The 17,226-nt window shown below is 71.7% G+C and carries 16 protein-coding genes and 1 tRNA gene; 5 read left to right on the top strand and 12 right to left on the bottom strand.

Features of this window, described 5'->3' with window-relative positions:
- Positions 1–203 precede the first annotated feature (203 nt).
- Genes QWJ13_RS32170 through QWJ13_RS32160 form a run of 3 tightly spaced genes read right to left on the bottom strand, consistent with a single transcriptional unit; the run spans position 204 to position 2,825 of the window.
- Positions 204–1,166 (bottom strand): ABC transporter ATP-binding protein, encoded by a 963-nt coding sequence (locus QWJ13_RS32170; RefSeq protein WP_316529010.1) that lies wholly within the window; start codon positions 1,164–1,166, stop codon positions 204–206.
- A 26-nt stretch (positions 1,167–1,192) separates the two neighbouring features.
- Entirely contained in the window at positions 1,193–2,035 is an 843-nt protein-coding gene (locus QWJ13_RS32165) for an ABC transporter permease (protein WP_316529008.1), read from the bottom strand.
- Positions 2,028–2,825, bottom strand: a complete 798-nt coding sequence (locus tag QWJ13_RS32160) for an ABC transporter permease (RefSeq protein WP_316529006.1) — start codon at positions 2,823–2,825, stop codon at positions 2,028–2,030. Before QWJ13_RS32160 ends, QWJ13_RS32165 begins: the two co-directional genes overlap by 8 nt.
- 224 nt (positions 2,826–3,049) lie before the next feature.
- On the opposite strand from QWJ13_RS32160, the gene QWJ13_RS32155 reads away from it, so the two are divergent.
- Entirely contained in the window at positions 3,050–5,359 is a 2,310-nt protein-coding gene (locus QWJ13_RS32155) for a transglycosylase domain-containing protein (RefSeq protein WP_316529004.1), read from the top strand.
- Between the two features lie 9 nt (positions 5,360–5,368).
- Here QWJ13_RS32155 and QWJ13_RS32150 read toward each other — a convergent pair whose 3' ends face one another.
- Together QWJ13_RS32150 and QWJ13_RS32145 are read right to left on the bottom strand one after the other, a co-directional pair.
- Complete coding sequence (locus QWJ13_RS32150) at positions 5,369–6,538, bottom strand: winged helix DNA-binding domain-containing protein (RefSeq protein WP_316529002.1); 1,170 nt, start codon at positions 6,536–6,538, stop codon at positions 5,369–5,371.
- Complete coding sequence (locus tag QWJ13_RS32145; RefSeq protein WP_316529001.1) at positions 6,535–7,428, bottom strand: LysR family transcriptional regulator; 894 nt, start codon at positions 7,426–7,428, stop codon at positions 6,535–6,537. Before QWJ13_RS32145 ends, QWJ13_RS32150 begins: the two co-directional genes overlap by 4 nt.
- Positions 7,429–7,551: 123 nt before the next feature.
- Here QWJ13_RS32145 and QWJ13_RS32140 point away from each other — a divergent pair, with 123 nt between their 5' ends.
- A complete protein-coding gene (locus QWJ13_RS32140; protein ID WP_316528999.1) occupies positions 7,552–8,271 on the top strand; it encodes an SDR family oxidoreductase in 720 nt (239 codons plus the stop codon).
- Between the two features lie 68 nt (positions 8,272–8,339).
- Here QWJ13_RS32140 and QWJ13_RS32135 read toward each other — a convergent pair whose 3' ends face one another.
- Both QWJ13_RS32135 and QWJ13_RS32130 read right to left on the bottom strand, forming a co-directional pair.
- On the bottom strand, positions 8,340–8,642 hold the full coding sequence (locus tag QWJ13_RS32135) for a GroES family chaperonin (RefSeq protein ID WP_079136310.1): 303 nt from the start codon (positions 8,640–8,642) through the stop codon (positions 8,340–8,342).
- 203 nt (positions 8,643–8,845) lie between these two features.
- Positions 8,846–9,187, bottom strand: coding sequence for a DUF3618 domain-containing protein (locus QWJ13_RS32130; protein ID WP_316528997.1), 342 nt, complete (start codon positions 9,185–9,187; stop codon positions 8,846–8,848).
- Positions 9,188–9,382: 195 nt separating this feature from the next.
- On the opposite strand from QWJ13_RS32130, the gene bcp reads away from it, so the two are divergent.
- Positions 9,383–9,856: a thioredoxin-dependent thiol peroxidase gene (gene bcp / locus QWJ13_RS32125; protein WP_316528995.1), complete on the top strand. Its 474-nt coding sequence runs from the start codon at positions 9,383–9,385 to the stop codon at positions 9,854–9,856.
- Between the two features lie 86 nt (positions 9,857–9,942).
- On the opposite strand, the gene QWJ13_RS32120 is transcribed toward bcp, so the two are convergent.
- Positions 9,943–12,291 carry a chitinase C-terminal domain-containing protein gene (locus tag QWJ13_RS32120; protein WP_432277649.1) on the bottom strand — a complete coding sequence of 783 codons (2,349 nt, stop codon included), beginning with the start codon at positions 12,289–12,291 and terminating at the stop codon, positions 9,943–9,945.
- A gap of 398 nt (positions 12,292–12,689) precedes the next feature.
- Between QWJ13_RS32120 and QWJ13_RS32115 the strand changes: the two genes are divergently transcribed.
- Positions 12,690–12,772 (top strand) — tRNA-Leu (locus QWJ13_RS32115).
- 72 nt (positions 12,773–12,844) lie between these two features.
- On the opposite strand, the gene rdgB is transcribed toward QWJ13_RS32115, so the two are convergent.
- From rdgB to QWJ13_RS32095, 4 genes are all read right to left on the bottom strand, one after another.
- Positions 12,845–13,450 (bottom strand): RdgB/HAM1 family non-canonical purine NTP pyrophosphatase, encoded by a 606-nt coding sequence (gene rdgB / locus QWJ13_RS32110; protein WP_316528994.1) that lies wholly within the window; start codon positions 13,448–13,450, stop codon positions 12,845–12,847.
- A gap of 31 nt (positions 13,451–13,481) precedes the next feature.
- The gene (locus QWJ13_RS32105) at positions 13,482–13,871 is read right to left on the bottom strand and encodes a hypothetical protein (protein ID WP_316528993.1); all 390 of its coding nucleotides are present in this window, start codon (positions 13,869–13,871) and stop codon (positions 13,482–13,484) included.
- 206 nt (positions 13,872–14,077) lie between these two features.
- Complete coding sequence (gene rph / locus QWJ13_RS32100; RefSeq protein WP_316528992.1) at positions 14,078–14,803, bottom strand: ribonuclease PH; 726 nt, start codon at positions 14,801–14,803, stop codon at positions 14,078–14,080.
- Positions 14,804–14,969: 166 nt separating this feature from the next.
- Positions 14,970–15,203 carry a PTS sugar transporter subunit IIB gene (locus QWJ13_RS32095; RefSeq protein ID WP_030060521.1) on the bottom strand — a complete coding sequence of 78 codons (234 nt, stop codon included), beginning with the start codon at positions 15,201–15,203 and terminating at the stop codon, positions 14,970–14,972.
- Between the two features lie 402 nt (positions 15,204–15,605).
- Here QWJ13_RS32095 and QWJ13_RS32090 point away from each other — a divergent pair, with 402 nt between their 5' ends.
- Positions 15,606–16,907: a PTS transporter subunit EIIC gene (locus tag QWJ13_RS32090; RefSeq protein ID WP_316528989.1), complete on the top strand. Its 1,302-nt coding sequence runs from the start codon at positions 15,606–15,608 to the stop codon at positions 16,905–16,907.
- Positions 16,908–17,226: the final 319 nt, after the last annotated feature.

Below are 17,226 nucleotides of genomic sequence, written 5' to 3'. Positions count from 1 at the left end.
AACAGTGGGACCAAGCCCACGCGGCGGCGCGGCCCGTGCGGACCATGCGCCCCCGACGGACACCACGCACCATCGGGGCCGCCTGCCCCGGCCCAGCCCGGCCAGGGCGGGGCGGGGCGGGGCGGGGCCCGGAGGGCCGCAAGGCAGAGGACGGGCACTCGGCCGCCGTACCCCCCCGTACGGCGGCCGGGCGAGCCCCGAGGTCAGCCGATCGGGACCTCCGCGTACATCCGGGCGATCACGTCCTCGATGGCCGGCTCGCGCACCGACAGGTCCACCAGCGGGTAGCGGGCGGCGACGGCCGCGACGATCGGTGCGGCGCTGTCCTGGGCCGGGAAGGCCAGCCACTGGCGCGGCCCCTCGACCTTGGTGACCCGGGCGCCGGGCACCTCGATGGGGTGGGCGAGTTCCTGGGCGAGGTCCACCACCAGCGTCCGTTCGCTGCGGCCGGTGGCGTGCAGGCCGTCCAGCCCGCCGTCGTACACCACTCGGCCGTGGTCGATCACCATCACCCGGCCGCAGAGCTGTTCGATGTCGGTCAGGTCGTGGGTGGTGAGCAGCACGGTGGTGCCGCGGTCCCGGTTGACCTCGCGCAGGAACTCGCGCACTTTGCCCTTGCTGACCACGTCCAGGCCGATGGTCGGCTCGTCCAGGTAGAGCACCTGGGGGTCGTGCAGCAGTGCCGCCGCGAGGTCGCCGCGCATCCGCTGGCCGAGCGAGAGCTGGCGTACCGGGGTGTCCAACAAGTCGCCCAGGTCGAGCAGTTCGACGCAGCGGTCGAGGTTCTCGCGGTACCGGACGTCGGGGATGCGGTAGATCCGGCGGGCGAGTTCGAAGGAGTCGCGCAGCGGGAGGTCCCACCAGAGGGTGGTGCGCTGGCCGAAGACGACGCCGATCCGGCGGGCCAGCGCGACGCGTTCGCGGGCGGGGTCGACTCCGGCCACTCGCAGCCGGCCGGAGCTGGGGACGAGGATGCCGGTGAGCATCTTGATGGTGGTGGACTTGCCGGCCCCGTTGGGGCCGATGTAGCCGACGCACTCGCCGGCCTGGACGGTGAAGCTGAGCCCGTCCACCGCGCGGACCTCGCGTTTGACCCGGCTGAACCGGCCGGTGCGGGCCCGTACGGTGAAGTGGCGGTGGACGTCCTGGAGTTCGATCAGTGCCATGGAAGCTCCTTGGAGGAGTGGGGAGTTCAGCTGCCGGTGCCGCGGTAGGCGCGCAGCCCGGCGCGCCAGGCGAGCCCGGCGGCCAGGACGCAGAGCGCGGCGACGGCCGGGGAGGCGAACTGGAAGGCGGTGGGCAGGCCGAGCGGGTCGGGCCGGTCGAGGATGCGCAGCGTGGGCAGCCAGTTGACGAAGGCCAGCGGGACGCCGAAGACGACCCCGGCGACCAGTTCCTTGGCGAAGATGGTCGGCGGGTAGTGCAGCAGGGTGGCGCCGCCGTAGGTGAAGGAGTTCTGGAGCTCCTTGGACTCGCCCCACCAGAACTGGACGGTGGCGCCGCCGATGAAGATCGCGCCGAAGATGACGGTGCCGCAGACCAGCAGGACGGGCACCAGCAGCACCCGGTCCCAGGTCCAGTGCACGTCCAGGGCGGTCAGCGACCAGACCAGCACCACGACGGCCTGGAGCGGGCGGCCGAGCCGGCGCAGCGAGAAGCGTTCGGCGCACAGTTGGGAGAGCGCGGGGGCGGGCCGGATCAGCATGCTGTCGAGCGAGCCGCTGCGGATGCGGGCGCCGAGGCCGTCGGCCGAGCCGACCACCGCGTTGGCGACGCCGAGCGAGAAGGTGGCGGTGGCGTACAGGAAGGCGATCTCGGGCAGGGCCCAGCCGCCGAGCCGGTCGGTGTGCCGGAACATGATCACCAGCACGACGAAGTCGAGGGAGTGGATGACCAGGCCGGCCAGCGCGTTCAGCGCGAAGGAGGCCCGGTAGGCCATCATCGAGCGCATCCACATCCGGGCGCAGAGCCACCAGGAGCGCAGTGCCCAGGCCGTACGCGCGGACAGGGGATCTCGTACGAGCTGCTCAGCCACCCTGGACCACCACCCTGCGGGTCGCCAGCCACTGGGCGCCCCGGCCGGCGGCGAGCAGCGCGGCCGCCCAGCCGAGCTGGAAGCCGAGCGCCCGGACCAGCGCGGTGCCGCCCGTGCGCTCCAGGAAGACGTCGGTGGGCACGTTCACCAGCGCCGACCAGGGCAGCACCCGGCCGAGGTCGCCGAGCCAGCCGGGGAACAGGGCGATCGGCAGCAGCATCCCGGAGAAGAACATCGAGACCACCAGCATCACCGAGCGCACCCCTTCCGAGTCGTGCAGCCAGAAGCCGGTGATCGAGACGAGGAAGCGCAGTCCGAAGCTGACGATCAGCGCCAGCAGGGCCGAGCACAGGAAGTACGCCCAGGTCAGCGGGTGTTCGGGCAGTCGGACGTGGAAGACCAGCGCGCCGATCAGCATCGGCACGGTGCCGCGGACCAGCGCTTGGAAGCCGGCCCGGCCGAGGTCGGAGGCCAGCCACCAGCACTGGAAGTCGACCGGGCGGTAGAGGTCGACGGCGATGTCCCCGCTGCGGAAGCGGTCCTGGAGGTCGTCCTGGAAGCCGCCGCCCCAGACCGCGATGGTGACCAGCAGGCTCTGGCTGACCCAGATGTACGTGACGGCCTGGCTCTGGTCGTAGCCGCCGAGGCCGGGGCGGGCCTGCCAGAGGGCGAGGAAGGAGGAGGCCAGGATGATGCCGAAGACGGTGTTGGTGAAGGTGCCGGCCACGGTGGCGGCCCGGTAGGTGGAGTAGCGGCGGAAGGCGCCGCGGGCAACGGCGGCGTAGAGCATATTGTCTCCTTGTCGACAAATACGAGCAGAGAGCTGCGCCCCTCGACATCCGCACACGCCCCAGCGGCTCCGACCGGCCGGACCCGGGGGTGCCGGGCGGGCGAGCGGAGCTGCGACAGTGGGTGCGCTATGTGGTTTGCACCTTTCACCGTACCTCCGACCCCGGCCACCCGCACCCGATATTTCCCGCCTGACCGCGCGTCAAATAGCAGATAATCTCGGCCATGACCTTGAGCACCCGCCGCCAGGCCAAACGGGCCGCCCGCCGCGAGGCCCGCCGCGCCCTCCCGTTCTGGCGCCGGCTCCTGCCCACCTGGCGGGTCACCCTCGGCGCCCTCGCCACCCTGCTGCTACTCTCCGCCGGCGGCTTCGCCGTGCTCTACGTCATCGTCCCGGTGCCCGACCCCAACGCCCACGCCGTCGCCCAGAACAACATCTACCTCTACGCCGACGGCACCACCGAGATCGCCCGCACCGGCGCCGTCAACCGCACCGACGTCACCATCGACCAGATCCCGCTCCAAACCCAGCAGGCCGTCGTCTCCGCCGAGGACCGCAGCTTCTACCAGAACGGCGGCATCGACCTGAAAGGCATGCTCCGGGCCGGCTGGAACACCCTCACCGGCAAGGGCATGCAGGGCGGCTCCACCATCACCCAGCAGTACGTCAAGAACTACTACCTCACCCAGGACCGGACCATCGAGCGCAAGGGCCGCGAACTGCTCATCGCCCTCAAGGTCGACCAGCAGCGCGACAAGCGCGAAATCCTCGCCGGATACCTCAACAGCAGCTACTTCGGCCGCGGCGCCTACGGCATCCAGAGCGCCGCCCACGCCTACTACGGCGTCGACTCCTCCCGCCTCACCCTCGGCCAGGGCGCCTACCTCGCCTCCCTGCTCCAGGCCCCCAGCCTCTACGACGTCAAGACCGCCACCCCCGCCAACCGCGAGAAGGCCGTCGCCCGCTGGAACTACGCCCTCGACGGCATGGTCCAACTCGGCTTCCTCACCTCCGCCGACCGCGCCGCCACCACCTTCCCCGAGCCGATCGACCCCCAGCCCGCCACCGGCCTGGCCGGGCAGGCCGGCTACCTGGTCGGCGTCGCCGACGACTACCTGATCTCCTCCGGCACCCTCGACGCCGCCACCCTCAAGGCCGGCGGCTGGCGCATCACCACCACCTTCGACAAGCCCCGCCAGGACGCCTTCGCCAAGGCCGTCCAGGAGCAGCTCACCGGCGAACTCGACCCCCAGGACCGCCCCACCACCGACACCGACGTCCGGGTCGCCGGCGCCTCCGTCGAACCCGCCACCGGCCGGGTCGTCGCCGTCTACGGCGGCCCCGACTACGTCAAGCAGCCCTACAACGACGCGCTGCGCCAGGACAACCAGATCGGCTCCACCTTCAAACCGATCGACCTCGCCGCCGGCCTGGTCGCCCAGCACGCCCCCGACGGCCGCCCGATCACCACCGAGTCCCGCTACGACGGCACCAGCGAACGCCCCGTCACCGGCGGCCCCACCCCGTACGCGCCGCCCAACGAGGACGGCGTCGACTACGGCAGCATCACCCTGCGCCAAGCCATGGTGAAGTCCGTCAACTCCGTGTACGCCCAGGAGGGCGTGGACGCCGGACTCGCCCGCGTCCGGGAGACCGCCGTCAAACTCGGCATCCCCGACAGCGTCCGCGGCATGGACCCGGCCAACACCTCGATGACGCTGGGCACCGCCACCCCCAGCGCCCTCGACCTGGCCGGCGCCTACGCCACCCTCGCCGACCACGGCCAGGCCCACACCCCCTGGTCCGTCCTCAAACTCGAACGCGTCAACACCGGCGGCGCCGTGGACGTCCCCAAAATGCCTGAACACAAGGCCACCGAGGCACTGGACCGGGAGATCGCCGACTCCGTCACCGACGTGCTGCGCGACGTCATCAGCCCGCGCGGCACCGGCTCGGCCGCCCTCGACCTGAACCGCCCCGCCGCCGGCAAGACCGGCACCACCGACGCCAACCTCTCCGCCTGGTTCGCCGGCTACACCCCCGAACTCGCCACCACCGTCGGCCTGTTCCGGGAGAACCCGAAGACCCACGCCAAGGAGCCGCTGGCCGGCACCGCCGGACTCACCAGGATCAACGGCGGCGCCTTCCCCACCCGGATCTGGACCGCCTACATGACCGCCGCCCTCGACGGCGCCCCCACCCAGGACTTCGACCTCCAGACCGGGCCCGGCGCACCGGTGAGCACCTTTCCCACCGCCCCCGTGAGCCTCAGCCCCAGCGCGACCACCAGCCCGAGCGCCGGCCCCACCACCGCCAACCCGGCGCCCACCCAGGCGCCCAGCGCCCCCGCCGTCACCGGCGCGCCCGCCACCGGCCCGGCCAGCCCCAGCCCCCAGGCCCCCAAGCCCACCGACCCGGAGCAGCCCAGCCCCGCCCCCAAGCCGACACCCCGGCCCACCCGGTCCACCACGGCACCCACCGCCACCGGCGGGCCCGCCACCCAGCTGGGGACGCCGCCCCCCGCCCCGTTCTAGAGAAAGGCGTCAGCCCCTGAGCTCCTTCTCCAGCCGGGTACGGAAGCGCGGCGTCACCCGCACCTCCCCCAGCCAGCCCGCCAGCCGCCCGGCCTCCGCCGCGACGGCCCGCTCCGCCTCCGACCCGACGTCCCGCAGCAGCCGCCACACCACCTCGCCGTCGGCGCGCTGCGCCCAGCCGCCCACCACCTCACCGCACCACCACACCGTCGGCCCGGCGTTGCCCGCCCGGTCGAACAGCGCCGGCACGTCCTCCGGCCGCAGGTACCAGTCGCGCCCCCGCCAGCCCATCACCGCCGGATCCAGCGCCGGCAGCAGCGCCGCCCACGGCTCCGGCTCCGCCACCGGCGCCTCGTCCCCCGGCAGCACCAGCGCGGCCCCACCACCGGCCGACGCCACCTCCACCGCCCCGAGGTCCGCCAGCGCCCGACGGACGTCCCCCAGCGTCCAGCCCGTCCACCACTTCACGTCCTCGACCGTCCCCGGCCCGTACGCCGCCAGCCAGCGCCGCACCACCTCGGCCTTGGCCTCCCGCACCGGCACCTCCGGCCACTGCGGCACCAGCGCCCACGGATAGCTGCTGCTCAGCCACGAACCGCGCGGACGGCAGCGGCGCACATGCCCGTCCGAGGCCAGCAGCCGCAGCAGCCGGCTGCCCACGCTCTGCTTCGCCTCGTACGGCTTGCCCGCCGACATCAGCATCGTCTCGCGCAACCGCGGCACGTCCTCGGAGAGTTCCTTGGTCGTCGCCTCGCCGCGCCCGGCCAGGGCGGCCAGCACCTCGCGCTCCGTTTGCGCCAGCCGCGCCTCGTCCCAGCCCTCCGCGAAGTCCCGCAGGTGCTTCAGCAGCGTCGCCCGCTCCTTGGCCGCGATCGCCCGCGCCGCCGCCGAACTCACGTACGGGGCGAAGCCCTCCGTCACCGCGAAGATCGTCCGCCGCATCGACAGCAGCTTCACCAGCGAGACGTCCTCGTACAGCGCCCGGTCCACCTCGGCCGCCGACGGCCGCGCCAGCCGCGCGCAGGCCGACAGGTACACCGTGGCCGCGTCCGTCGCGTGCAGCCCGACCACCGCGTCGGCCACGTCCTCCACCCGGGCCGCCCGCACCGACGGCGCCAACAGCTGCCGCCGCCCCAGCCTGGCCCGACGCTGCCCGTCCCCGATCACCGGCACACTCATGCCGGGACCTTAGCTCCTGCCACCGACAGTCCGCCCACCCTCGCCGCCAGCTCCACGAACTCGGCGAGCAGCGGCCAAGGCCGCCCCGCCGCCCAGGCCAGGCACACCCGGTTCGGCGCGATGTCCGAGACCGGCACGTGCACCACGTCCGAGCGGGTGTAGAAGTCCGCCATCGAGCGCGGCAGCACCACCACCCCCTCCCCCGCCGCCACGTACTCCAGCTTCTCCTCCACCGTGTCCGCCCGCGGCCTGGCCCGATCCGCGAACCGCCCGGCCACCCCCGGCAGGTCCCGCCACTCCGGCACCGCGTCCGGGTCCTGCAACAGCCGCTCCCGGCCCAACTCGGCGATGTCGATCGACACTTCGCCCGCCAGCCGGTGCCCGACCGGCAGCGCCGCCACCCGCGGATCGTCGAACAGCGGGCGCAGCGCCAACCCCCGGCGCTCCACCGGCAGCCGGACGAAGGAGACGTCCACCCGCCCGTCCAGCACCACCCGCGCCTGGTCGCTCCAGGAGGTCCGCACCACCTCCACCGCCAGCCCCGGACGCCGCTCGCGCATCGCCCGCACCGCCGCCGTCACCGCGACCCCCGGCATGAACCCCACCACCAGCCGGACCGGCCCCTCACCCGACCGCCCCACCCGGCGGCGCAGCGCCTCCGCCGCCGCCAGCAACGGCGGCGCGTCCTCCATCAACTGCCGCCCGGCCGCCGTCAGTTCGGTGGACCGGCGGTCCCGCCGGAACAACTGGGCGCCGAACTCCGCCTCCAGCGCCCGGATCTGCCGCGACAGCACCGGCTGCGCGATGTGCAGCTCCGCCGCCGCCCGACCGAAGTGCAACTCCCGCGCCACCGCCACGAAGTAGCGCAGCTTCCGCAGATCGACGTCCATGTCCCCACCCCCGTGCCGCTGATACCCCGAGGGTATGACAGCCGACCGAACAGGTCTTGGACGGCGCCCGGACACCCGGCGCATGATCACTACCGACCCCGAACACCCAGGAAAGGCACCAGCATGGCCCTCACCGACCATCACGTCGTCGTCCTCGGCGGCACCTCCGGCATCGGCCTCGCCACCGCCGACCTCGCCGCCCGCCAGGGCGCCCGGGTCACCATCGCCTCCAGCCGGCCGGAGAGCGCCGAACGCGCCCTCGCCGCCCTGCCCGCCGGCACCGCCGCCGAGGTCGCCGACCTCACCGACAGCGCCCAGGTCGCCGCCCTCTTCGAGCGCCTCGGCCCGCTCGACCACCTGGTCTACACGGCCGGCGACCCGCTCGCCCTGATGACCGTCGACACCATGGACCTCGACGCCGCCCGGGCCTTCTTCGCCGTGCGCTACTTCGGCGCCCTCGACGCCGTCCGCGCCGCCGCGCCCCGGCTGCGCCCCGGCGGCTCGGTCACCCTCACCTCCGGCATCGCGGGCCTGCGGCCGCTGCCGGGCTGGAGCGTCGCCGCGAGCGTCTGCGGCGCGGTCGAAGCCCTGGTCCGGGCGCTGGCCGTGGAACTCGCCCCGCTCCGGGTCAACGCCGTCCGGGCCGGGGTGATCCGCACCCCGCTGTGGTCCTCGCTGCCCGAGGCCGACCGCGAGCAGCTGTACGCCCAGACCGCCGCCGCCCTCCCGATCGGCCGGGTCGGCGCCCCCGAGGACACCGCCGAGGCGTTCGTCCACCTGATGGGGCAGCGCTTCACCACCGGCACCGTCCTCACCGTGGACGGCGGCGGGCTGCTCGCGTAGGGCCGTCCGACAGCGGTGCCCCCGACGCGGGTCGGGGGCACCTCGGTGTCGGACGGCGGATCAGGCCGTCACAGGTAGAGGCCGGTCGAGCCCTCGGTGTCGCCGAAGCGGGTGGCGGCGACGGCGTGCAGGTCGCGCTCGCGCAGCAGCACGTAGGTGGCGCCGCGGACCTCGACCTCCAGCTTGTCCTCCGGGTCGTACAGCACCCGGTCGCCCGGCTCCACCGAGCGCACGCTCTGGCCCACGGCGACGGCCTCCGCCCAGGTGCAGCGCTTGGACAGCTCCGCTGTCGCCGGGATCAGGATGCCGCCGGTCGAACGGCGCTCGCCCTCGCTGCCCTCGATGCGCACCAGCACGCGGTCGTGCAGCATCCGGATCGGCAGCTTCTCGCCGAGCCGGTCGTGGCGGGCGGGCTCGTGCGTCTGGTCGGAGTGGGACTCGTGGTTCGTACTCACGACCCCGAAGGTACCGTCCCCGGCCGCGGAGCGTGACGCTGGCCCGGAATCCGGAACGGACGCCGGGCGGACGTGCGAAGGGCCGGACGCTCGGCGCCCGGCCCTCGCTCCCGTCATGCTCAGCCCTTGCGGCGCTTGCGGGACGAGGCGACCAGCAGCACCAGGCCCACGCCGACCAGCGCGGCCGGGATGATCCGCTCCCGGCGCGGCTGCCCGTGCTCGTCCACGAACTGCGCGCGGACCTTCTCCACCACGCCGCTGGCGGCCACGTACGCCTGGGCGGTCTTCTCCTCGATGGCGGCCGACGCCTTGGCCTTGACCTGCGCGGAGAGCGTGCTCGGGTGGACGCGGACGGCCAGCTCGTCCAGGGTCGACGCCAGCCGGTCACGCGTCCGCTCGATGTCCGCCTCGATCTGGGAGGTCGTCCGCGCCGACTTGTCCTGCGTGCTCGCCTCGCCCACTCGGGCCACCCCATTCACTTGCCGATGTTGTTCCGCCGATCCGTGCGATCGGTGCGACTGACCCAGTGTGTCAGCTGCCGCACACGGTCGCGCGGCCCCACCCACCATCGGAGGTAAGTTTGCCGTGGTACGACCGCCCGTCCCGGCAGTCACGTCCCAGCACCTCAGGATCCAGCACCTCAGGAGAGTACGACCGTGAGTGAGCGTCTCCAGCCCGGCGACACCGCGCCCGCCTTCAGCCTGTCCGACGCCGACGGCAACCAGGTGTCCCTCGCCGACCACGCGGGCCGCAAGGTCATCGTCTACTTCTACCCCGCCGCGCTGACCCCCGGCTGCACCAAGCAGGCCTGCGACTTCACCGACAACCTGGAGGTCCTCGCGGACGCCGGCTACGACGTCATCGGCATCTCCCCGGACCAGCCGGAGAAGCTCGGCGAGTTCCGCGAGGCCGAGAACCTCAAGGTCACCCTGCTGTCCGACCCGGAGAAGAAGGCGCTGGAGGCGTACGGCGCCTTCGGCGAGAAGCAGAACTACGGGCGCACCTACCTGGGCGTGATCCGCTCCACCATCGTGGTGGACGAGCGGGGCAAGGTCGAGCACGCGTTCTACAACGTGCGGGCCACCGGCCACGTCGCCAAGCTGCTGCGCGACCTCAAGGTCGGCGCCTGAGCCCCGCCCATGACGAGGCGGTGGCGGCACACCCCCCGACCGGGTGCACCGCCACCGCCGTCCGTCACCTCAGCGGGCCTCGCTGATCAGCAGGCCCCGAGGTCGTTCCAGGCACCCCAGGCGCCGCTGGCCGCCGGGTCGTCGCCCTTGGTCCACCACTTGTTCTGGTAGTAGTGGCCCTTCCACGAGACCTTGGTGGGGGTCGCGTAGGTGGTGGCCGCGTCCCAGCTCGGGGCGGCCGTGCAGGCACCCGAGGTCGGGGTCGGCGTGGGGGTCGGGGTGACCGTGCCCGTCGGGGTCGGCGTCGGAGTCGGGGTCGGGGTCGGGGTCGGCGTGGCCGTACCCGACGGGGTCGGGGTCGGCGTACCGCCGCCGTCCACCGTGCCGCGGGTCAGGTCGCCCGTGATCCCGTACAGCGTGCCGCCCACGTTGACCGTCCAGTTCGACGGCGTGGACACCGGCAGGTAGTAGACGAAGTCCATGTCGATCGAGGCGCCCGGCGCCAGCGACTGCCAGCTCGGCAGCTTGACCGACACCCGGTTGTAGGTGCCCTTCAGGCCGCCGATGTTGCCCGGACCCGGGTTGTCCTGCTTGATGACCTGGAGGCCGAAGCCGGACTGGTCCTTGGCGTTGCCCGGGGCCGAGTTGCCGTAGTCGAACTGGAACTCGGTGCCGCCCGGCAGGGTCTGCGTCGAGTTGTTGACGATGTGCAGCTTCGGGTTGATCGGGTAGTTCGAGTCGCCCAGCGCGAAGTTGTTGAACGACACGTCGATCGGCAGGGTCTGCTGCGGCAGCGCGATCGTCGAACGCGTCGCGCCGTACGCGGACGCCGCCTTGAACTTGTCGTACATCAGCGAGGTCAGCGTCGAGCCGGGGACGTACTCGCCCTTGCCGCCGTTGGCGGTGGCGTCCCACTTGTAGTCGCCCGCGAGCTCCCAGATCATCGCGCCGCCGGCGCCCTGGTTGACGATGTAGTCCGCCTTGGCGCCCACCGACTGCTCGTCCTCGGTGGAGAGGAAGACCTTCTTGGTGTCGTTCCACAGCCACGGCGCCACCAGGGCGGAGCTGTAGTTGCGGGCGTAGGTGCCCTGGAGCGCGGTGTCGGACACGCCGTACTTGGCCAGGTAGTCGGGCAGGATGCCCTTCTCCAGGTTCTTGGCGTGCCACATCGGGTTCGACCCGGCCGGGGACTCCTTGCCCGCGTCGTCCTTGTCGTTCCAGATGTTGTCGATGCCGACCGCGCCGTCACCGCAGGCGGTCAGGCCGGAGCCGGCCGGGCAGCTGGTCGCCGAGGCGGTGCCCCAGAGGCCGTTGGTGCCGCCCTGGACGTTCTTGAAACCGCGGGTGTAGTACGGCAGGCCGACGTTGATCCGGCCGGCCGGCATCGAGCCGCGGAAGTAGTGGTACGACCAGTCGGCGTTGAGGTAGCCGACGCCGCCGTACTGCGCGGTGCCGTAGACGTTGGCGGCGGCCAGCTCGCCGTCCTTGCCGTCGTCGTACAGCGAGGCGTTCGGGCCGACGTACTTGTTCCAGGCGCCGTGCAGGTCGTACGACATGATGTTGACGTAGTCCAGGTACTTGGCCACCTGGAAGGTCTCCATGCCGCGCAGCAGGTAGCCGGAGGACGGGGCCGCGACCGACAGCAGGTAGTGCTTGCCGTCGGCGGCGCCGGCCTTGTCCAGGTTCTCGCGCAGGGTCTTCATCAGCGCCGCGTAGCCCTTGGCCAGCGAGCCGCGCTTGGAGTTGGCGAGCTGCCAGTCCAGCGGGTTGCCGGCGTCCTTCATCGAGGTCGGGTACTCGTAGTCGATGTCGACGCCGTTGAAGCCGTACTTGCGGATGAAGTCGACCGAGGAGGCGGCGAAGGTGTCGATGCCGGCCTGGTTGACGCTGCCGTCCGGGTTGACGGTCATCGAGTAGAAGCCGCCGGAGTTGACGCGCTTGCCGTCGTCCCCGAAGTAGCCGCCGGTCTCGGTCCAACCGCCCACCGAGATCAGGGTCTTGACGTTCGGGTACTGCTTCTTGTACTTCGTCAGCAGGTTGAAGTGGCCCTTGTACGGCAGGCTCGGGTCCAACTCGGCACCGGGGACGCCGGGGAAGGACATCCCGGTGGCCTCGTTGTTCGGGCCGTCGGTGCCGACCGAGAGCTTGTTGTCGCCGCCGACGTGGCCGAAGGCGTAGTTGAGGTGGGTGACCTTGTCCCAGGGGACGTCGCTCACCAGGTACGGCGCGTCGCCGTTCTTGCCGGTGCGCCAGCCGGTGAAGTAGCCGATGATGCGGCGCTGGTGGTCCGCGCCCATCTTCTCGCGGCCGCTGGTGTCGTAGACGGAGCAGTACGGGACGTCCACCCCGGGCGTCTGGTACAGGCCGTCCGGCCGACAGGTCGCGTTGTCGACGGTCGCCGACGCCTGCGAGGGCGCCGCGCCGAGCGTCGCCATCAGCAGCCCGGCCAGCGACGCCGCCGCCAGCGAGGCCACACCGGCCCGCGCCGCCGGGCTCTTCCGGCGGTCGGCGGCGGTGGGACGCCGCTCCGCCGTGTTTCGGATCAACACTCGGTCCTCCAGGAGAGAGTGTCGGCGCGTGCCTGTGGGGGAGCACGCACGTGGGGGATTGCAACAATTGGCGGAGAAGCTATGTGGTCTGAACCACATAGGTCAATAGGTCTGGACCAATTGGTCATCAACAGCCAAACATCACAGGTCGGAACCCCTCGACAATCAGTCACATCCTGGCCGAAACCCGCTCCCGACGCCCCGCGGAGCCCGAACGCGGCGGTGGCGGGCCCCGGTCGAAGGCGCTGTCCCCACACTCGGCGAAGCCCTAGACTGGTCGCCATGCGGCCTTGGCGAAATGGCAGCCGCGCGGGTTTTAGGTGCCCGTGGGAGAAATCCCGTGAGGGTTCGAATCCCTCAGGCCGCACTAGCCTAAGAATCGAAGGCCCGCCCCGGGATTACTCCCGGGGCGGGCCTTCGGCGTACGGCGGACGGGCCGTCAGGCGATGAGGTCCTTCACGACCGGGGCGAGGGCGCGGAAGGCCTGGCCGCGGTGGCTGATGGCGTTCTTCTCGTCGGCGGTGAGTTCGGCGCAGGTGCGGGTCTCGCCGAGGGGCTGGAGGATCGGGTCGTAGCCGAAGCCGCCGTCGCCGGCCGGGGCGGTGCGCAGGGTGCCGAGGAGGCGGCCCTCGACGACACGCTCGGTGCCGTCGGGCAGGGCGAGGGCGGCGGCGCAGAAGAAGTGGGCGCCGCGGTGCGGTTCGGCGATGTCGGAGAGCTGGGCGAGCAGCAGGTCCAGGTTGGCGCGGTCGTCGCCGTGCTTGCCGGACCAGCGGGCGGAGAAGATGCCGGGCGCGCCGTTCAGCACGTCCACGCAGAGACCGGAGTCGTCGGCGACGGCGGGCAGGCCGGTGGCGCGGGCCAGGGCGTGGGCCTTGAGGAGGGCGTTCTCGGCGAAGGTGACGCCGGTCTCGGGGACGTCGGGGATCTCCGGGTAGGCGTCGGCGCCGACGAGTTCGACGTCCAGGCCGGCGTCCGCCAGGATGGCGCGGAGCTCGGTGACCTTGTGCTGGTTGCGGGTGGCGAGGATCAGACGGGTGGACATATCGCCCACCCTACCGAGACGCCGGGGGCGGTCAGCCGGTGCAGACCGAGCTGAGGTTGCCGGCCGCGCTGCCGAGCGGCTTGAGGTCCGGGACCTCGTTCTTGTCGGCGGCCTTCTGCACGTTCTCGATCTGCTTCTCCAGATCGGCCACGGCCTTGGTGACGTCGGTGTTCTTGGAGTTCTTCCCGACCTGGTCCAGGTCGTTCTTGAGCTTCTGGAGGGCCTTCCCGGCGGCCACCGAGTCATTGCTCGCATTGTCGTAGGCCTGGGTGACGTCGGCGATGTCCCCGGTGATCTTCACCGCGGTGTTGCCGCAGTCGAGCGCCTTCTGCGCGGCGGAGCAGCTCACCATGCTGAGTGGGAGGATCGCGATCAGTCCGGCCACGGCGAGGGCGGCGGGGCGGGCGATGCTGGACGGCATCCGATCCTCCTGTGGGGCGCGGGTTCCGTGGAGTGGGACGCGCGCCGAGGGCGGCGCGGTTCCCGCAGCGGGGTGCTGCGGGAACCGTAAAGGCTGCGGGCCCGGCCTGTACAGCACTCCGGCCCTTCGGCGGTCCGTTCCCATCGGGGTCGAACGGCCGTTCAGGCCGGGCGCGTTCACGCCAGGCACAGGCAGCCCACGCCGGGTCAGCCCTCCAGGGCCTTGCGCTGGATCTCGTCGAGCTCCGCGCAGCCGAGGCTGCCGAGGTCGAGCAGACGGTTGAGCAGGTCGCGGTCGAAGGGGGCGCCCTCGGCGGTGCCCTGGACCTCGACGAAGCGGCCGTCGGCGGTGCAGACGATGTTCATGTCGGTCTCGGCCCGCACGTCCTCCTCGTAGCGGAGGTCGAGCATCGGGACACCGTCGATGATGCCGACGCTGACGGCGCTGACGCCGCCGGTGATCGGCTGGCCCTTGGCGCGCAGCAGCTTCTTGTCGCGGGCCCAGGCGACGGCGTCGACCAGGGCGACGTAGGCGCCGGTGATCGCGGCGGTGCGGGTGCCGCCGTCGGCCTGGAGGACGTCGCAGTCGAGGACGATGGTGTTCTCGGCGAGCGCGCGGTGGTCGACCACGGCGCGCAGCGAACGGCCGATGAGCCGGCTGATCTCGTGGGTGCGGCCGCCGATGCGGCCCTTGACGGCCTCGCGGTCGCCGCGGGTGTTGGTGGCGCGCGGGAGCATGGAGTACTCGGCGGTGACCCAGCCCTCGCCGCTGCCCTTGCGCCAGCGGGGCACGCCTTCGGTGACGCTGGCGGTGCACAGCACCTTGGTGTCGCCGTAGGAGATGAGGACGGAGCCTTCGGCGTGCTTGCTCCAGCCCCGTTCGATGGTGATCGGGCGGAGCTGTTCGGGGGTGCGGCCGTCGATGCGTGACATAGGAACCGAGCGTAGTCGCTCCGGGAGCCCGCTTCCGGAACCGGCGGGGAGGCGGCAGGGAACCGCGGGGGAACCGGCGGGGAGGCGGCCGGTGGATGCACCGCGGCCCGCCGTCCCCCTGAGCGGGTCGGCGGGCCGGGTGAAGCCGGAGCCTGGGTGGCTCAGCTCACATCATGTCCTCGATGTCGGCGGCGATCGGGTCGGCGTCGGTGCCGATGACGACCTGGATCGCGGTGCCCATCTTCACGACGCCGTGGGCGCCGGCGGCCTTGAGCGCGGCCTCGTCGACCAGGGAGGCGTCCTTGACCTCGGTGCGCAGGCGGGTGATGCAGCCCTCGACCTCTTCGATGTTGTCGATGCCGCCCAGACCGGCGACGATCTTCTCAGCCTTGCTGGCCATCTGGTTTCTCCCTCTGTCTCGGCCCTTCGGCGGCTCTGCCGGGTGCCGTCCTGCGCTGGTGCTGGGGGTGTCCCTCGACCGTCGGGCGGTGAGGTCCGTGCCGGAGGCTGACGCGGGTTCAGCTGCGGTCGTGCTGCCGAGCAGCGCGACCAGCATCACCCGAGCCTGTCCGGTCTGCCACGTTAGTCCACTTTTGGCCCATTCCGGCGGGCAGGCTCCCGATCGCCGCCCGAGGATGACGATCAGTGGGGCCGACGCCCCGGACGCGGCCTGCGCTCCCAAGTGGTCTACACCAATATATGTGTACCCCGAGGAACGCGGGAAAGCCCCCGGGTGTTCCCGGGCCCCGCCCGAGGGTCCCGCAAGGGGCCCCCGGTCGGCAACCGTCCCGGAGGGCCAAGGATGAGTTCGGCAGGCGCCACGCAACCCCAGACCGCCTGGTGGCACGGCTTCTACGGCGGCCTCCAGAAGATGGGCCGCTCCCTCCAGCTGCCGGTGGCGGTGCTCCCCGCCGCGGGCATCCTCAACCGGCTCGGCCAGCCGGACGTGTTCGGCAAGGACGGGCTGGGCTGGAACAACGTCGCGAAGGTCTTCGCCGCCGCGGGCGGCGCGCTGCTCGACTCCTCCTTCGGCCTGCCGATGCTGTTCTGCGTCGGCGTCGCGATCGGCATGGCGAAGAAGGCGGACGGCTCGACGGCGCTGGCCGCCGTGGTCGGCTTCCTGGTCTACTACAAGGTCCTGCACGCCTTCCCGGAGAGCTGCCCGGCCGGCACCGCCCTGGTCCCGGACGCCTGGACCGGCCAGTGCGTGAGCTACTCCTCGGCGAAGGCCGCGGCCGCGACGTACCAGAACCCGGGCGTGCTGGGCGGCATCCTGATCGGCCTGATGTCGGCCTGGCTGTGGGTCCGGTTCCACCGCACCAAGCTGGTCGACTGGCTCGGCTTCTTCAACGGCCGCCGCCTGGTGCCGATGATCACCGCCCTGGTGGGCCTGGTCACCGCGGTGGTGGCGCTCTGGGTCTGGCCGCCGATCGGCCGCGGCCTGAACGACTTCTCGCAGAACCTCTCCGACCTCGGGGCGGGCGGCGCCGGGATCTTCGGCGTGTTCAACCGCGCCCTGCTGCTGATCGGCATGCACCAGCTGCTGAACACCTTCGTCTGGTTCCAGTTCGGCGAGTTCGTCAAGCCGGACGGCACGATCGTGCACGGCGACATCCCGCGCTTCCTGGCGGGCGACCCGACGGCCGGGCAGTTCCAGTCCGGCTTCTTCCCGATCATGATGTTCGCGCTGCCGGCCGCCGCGCTGGCGATCGCCCACTCGGCGAAGCCCCACCGGCGCAAGGAGATCTACGGCCTGATGCTCTCGGTCGGCCTGACGTCCTTCGTGACCGGCGTCACCGAGCCGATCGAGTACTCCTTCGCCTACATCGCCCCGGCCCTGTACGCGGTGCACGCGCTGCTGACCGGCGCCTCGATGGCGGTGACCTGGGGATTCGGGGTGCACGACGGGTTCAGCTTCTCGGCCGGCCTGATCGACTACGCCATCAACTGGGGGCTGGCCACCAAGCCGTGGCTGATCATCCCGATCGGGCTCTGCTTCGCCGTCGTGTACTACGCGCTCTTCCGGTTCATCATCGTCAAATTCAACCTGAAAACGCCGGGGCGGGAGGACGAGGCGGAGGTCGAGGACGTCACCAAGGCCTGAAACGGAGTGTGACCGCACGGCCCCGCAATGGCCCCCGGACCCGACCGTCCGGGGGCCTTCGGCCTTTTCCCGAAAGGGCGGACGTCCCAGGCAGGGCGGGGCGGGCAGGCTCGTGCTTTTGTTGCGCGATTAGCCAAAATCGATTTTGTTGCGGGGTTATCCAAAATCGAATACCGATGGGTAATCATGATCGTCACCGGGTAGGCAGGTTTCGATTTCATAGCACTTCCCCGAAGTACCGCTTTCCGGGTTCCTCGGCTTCTCCCCCCGTGCTACAAAACTGGTCTACACCACGTGTGGTGTAGACCAGTTCGCGGTT

Origin of the sequence: Kitasatospora brasiliensis (genome assembly GCF_032654805.1) — a bacterium.
In the GTDB taxonomy this organism is placed as follows: Bacteria; Actinomycetota; Actinomycetes; order Streptomycetales; family Streptomycetaceae; genus Kitasatospora; species Kitasatospora brasiliensis.
The sequence above is the reverse complement of the archived record's forward strand: the minus strand, read 5'-3'. Positions and strand labels throughout refer to the sequence as shown.

Bases quoted from the DNA above. Each gene is read 5' to 3' on its own strand.
- rdgB (WP_316528994.1), bottom strand. From the start codon at position 13,450: ATGTCCACCCGTCTGATCCTCGCCACCCGCAACCAGCACAAGGTCACC.
- QWJ13_RS32090 (WP_316528989.1), top strand. From the start codon at position 15,606: ATGAGTTCGGCAGGCGCCACGCAACCCCAGACCGCCTGGTGGCACGGC.
- rph (WP_316528992.1), bottom strand. From the start codon at position 14,803: ATGTCACGCATCGACGGCCGCACCCCCGAACAGCTCCGCCCGATCACC.
- QWJ13_RS32155 (WP_316529004.1), top strand. From the start codon at position 3,050: ATGACCTTGAGCACCCGCCGCCAGGCCAAACGGGCCGCCCGCCGCGAG.
- QWJ13_RS32145 (WP_316529001.1), bottom strand. From the start codon at position 7,428: ATGGACGTCGATCTGCGGAAGCTGCGCTACTTCGTGGCGGTGGCGCGG.
- QWJ13_RS32140 (WP_316528999.1), top strand. From the start codon at position 7,552: ATGGCCCTCACCGACCATCACGTCGTCGTCCTCGGCGGCACCTCCGGC.
- QWJ13_RS32135 (WP_079136310.1), bottom strand. From the start codon at position 8,642: ATGCTGCACGACCGCGTGCTGGTGCGCATCGAGGGCAGCGAGGGCGAG.
- QWJ13_RS32170 (WP_316529010.1), bottom strand. From the start codon at position 1,166: ATGGCACTGATCGAACTCCAGGACGTCCACCGCCACTTCACCGTACGG.
- QWJ13_RS32095 (WP_030060521.1), bottom strand. From the start codon at position 15,203: ATGGCCAGCAAGGCTGAGAAGATCGTCGCCGGTCTGGGCGGCATCGAC.
- QWJ13_RS32105 (WP_316528993.1), bottom strand. From the start codon at position 13,871: ATGCCGTCCAGCATCGCCCGCCCCGCCGCCCTCGCCGTGGCCGGACTG.
- QWJ13_RS32150 (WP_316529002.1), bottom strand. From the start codon at position 6,538: ATGAGTGTGCCGGTGATCGGGGACGGGCAGCGTCGGGCCAGGCTGGGG.
- QWJ13_RS32120 (WP_432277649.1), bottom strand. From the start codon at position 12,291: ATGGCGACGCTCGGCGCGGCGCCCTCGCAGGCGTCGGCGACCGTCGAC.
- QWJ13_RS32160 (WP_316529006.1), bottom strand. From the start codon at position 2,825: ATGCTCTACGCCGCCGTTGCCCGCGGCGCCTTCCGCCGCTACTCCACC.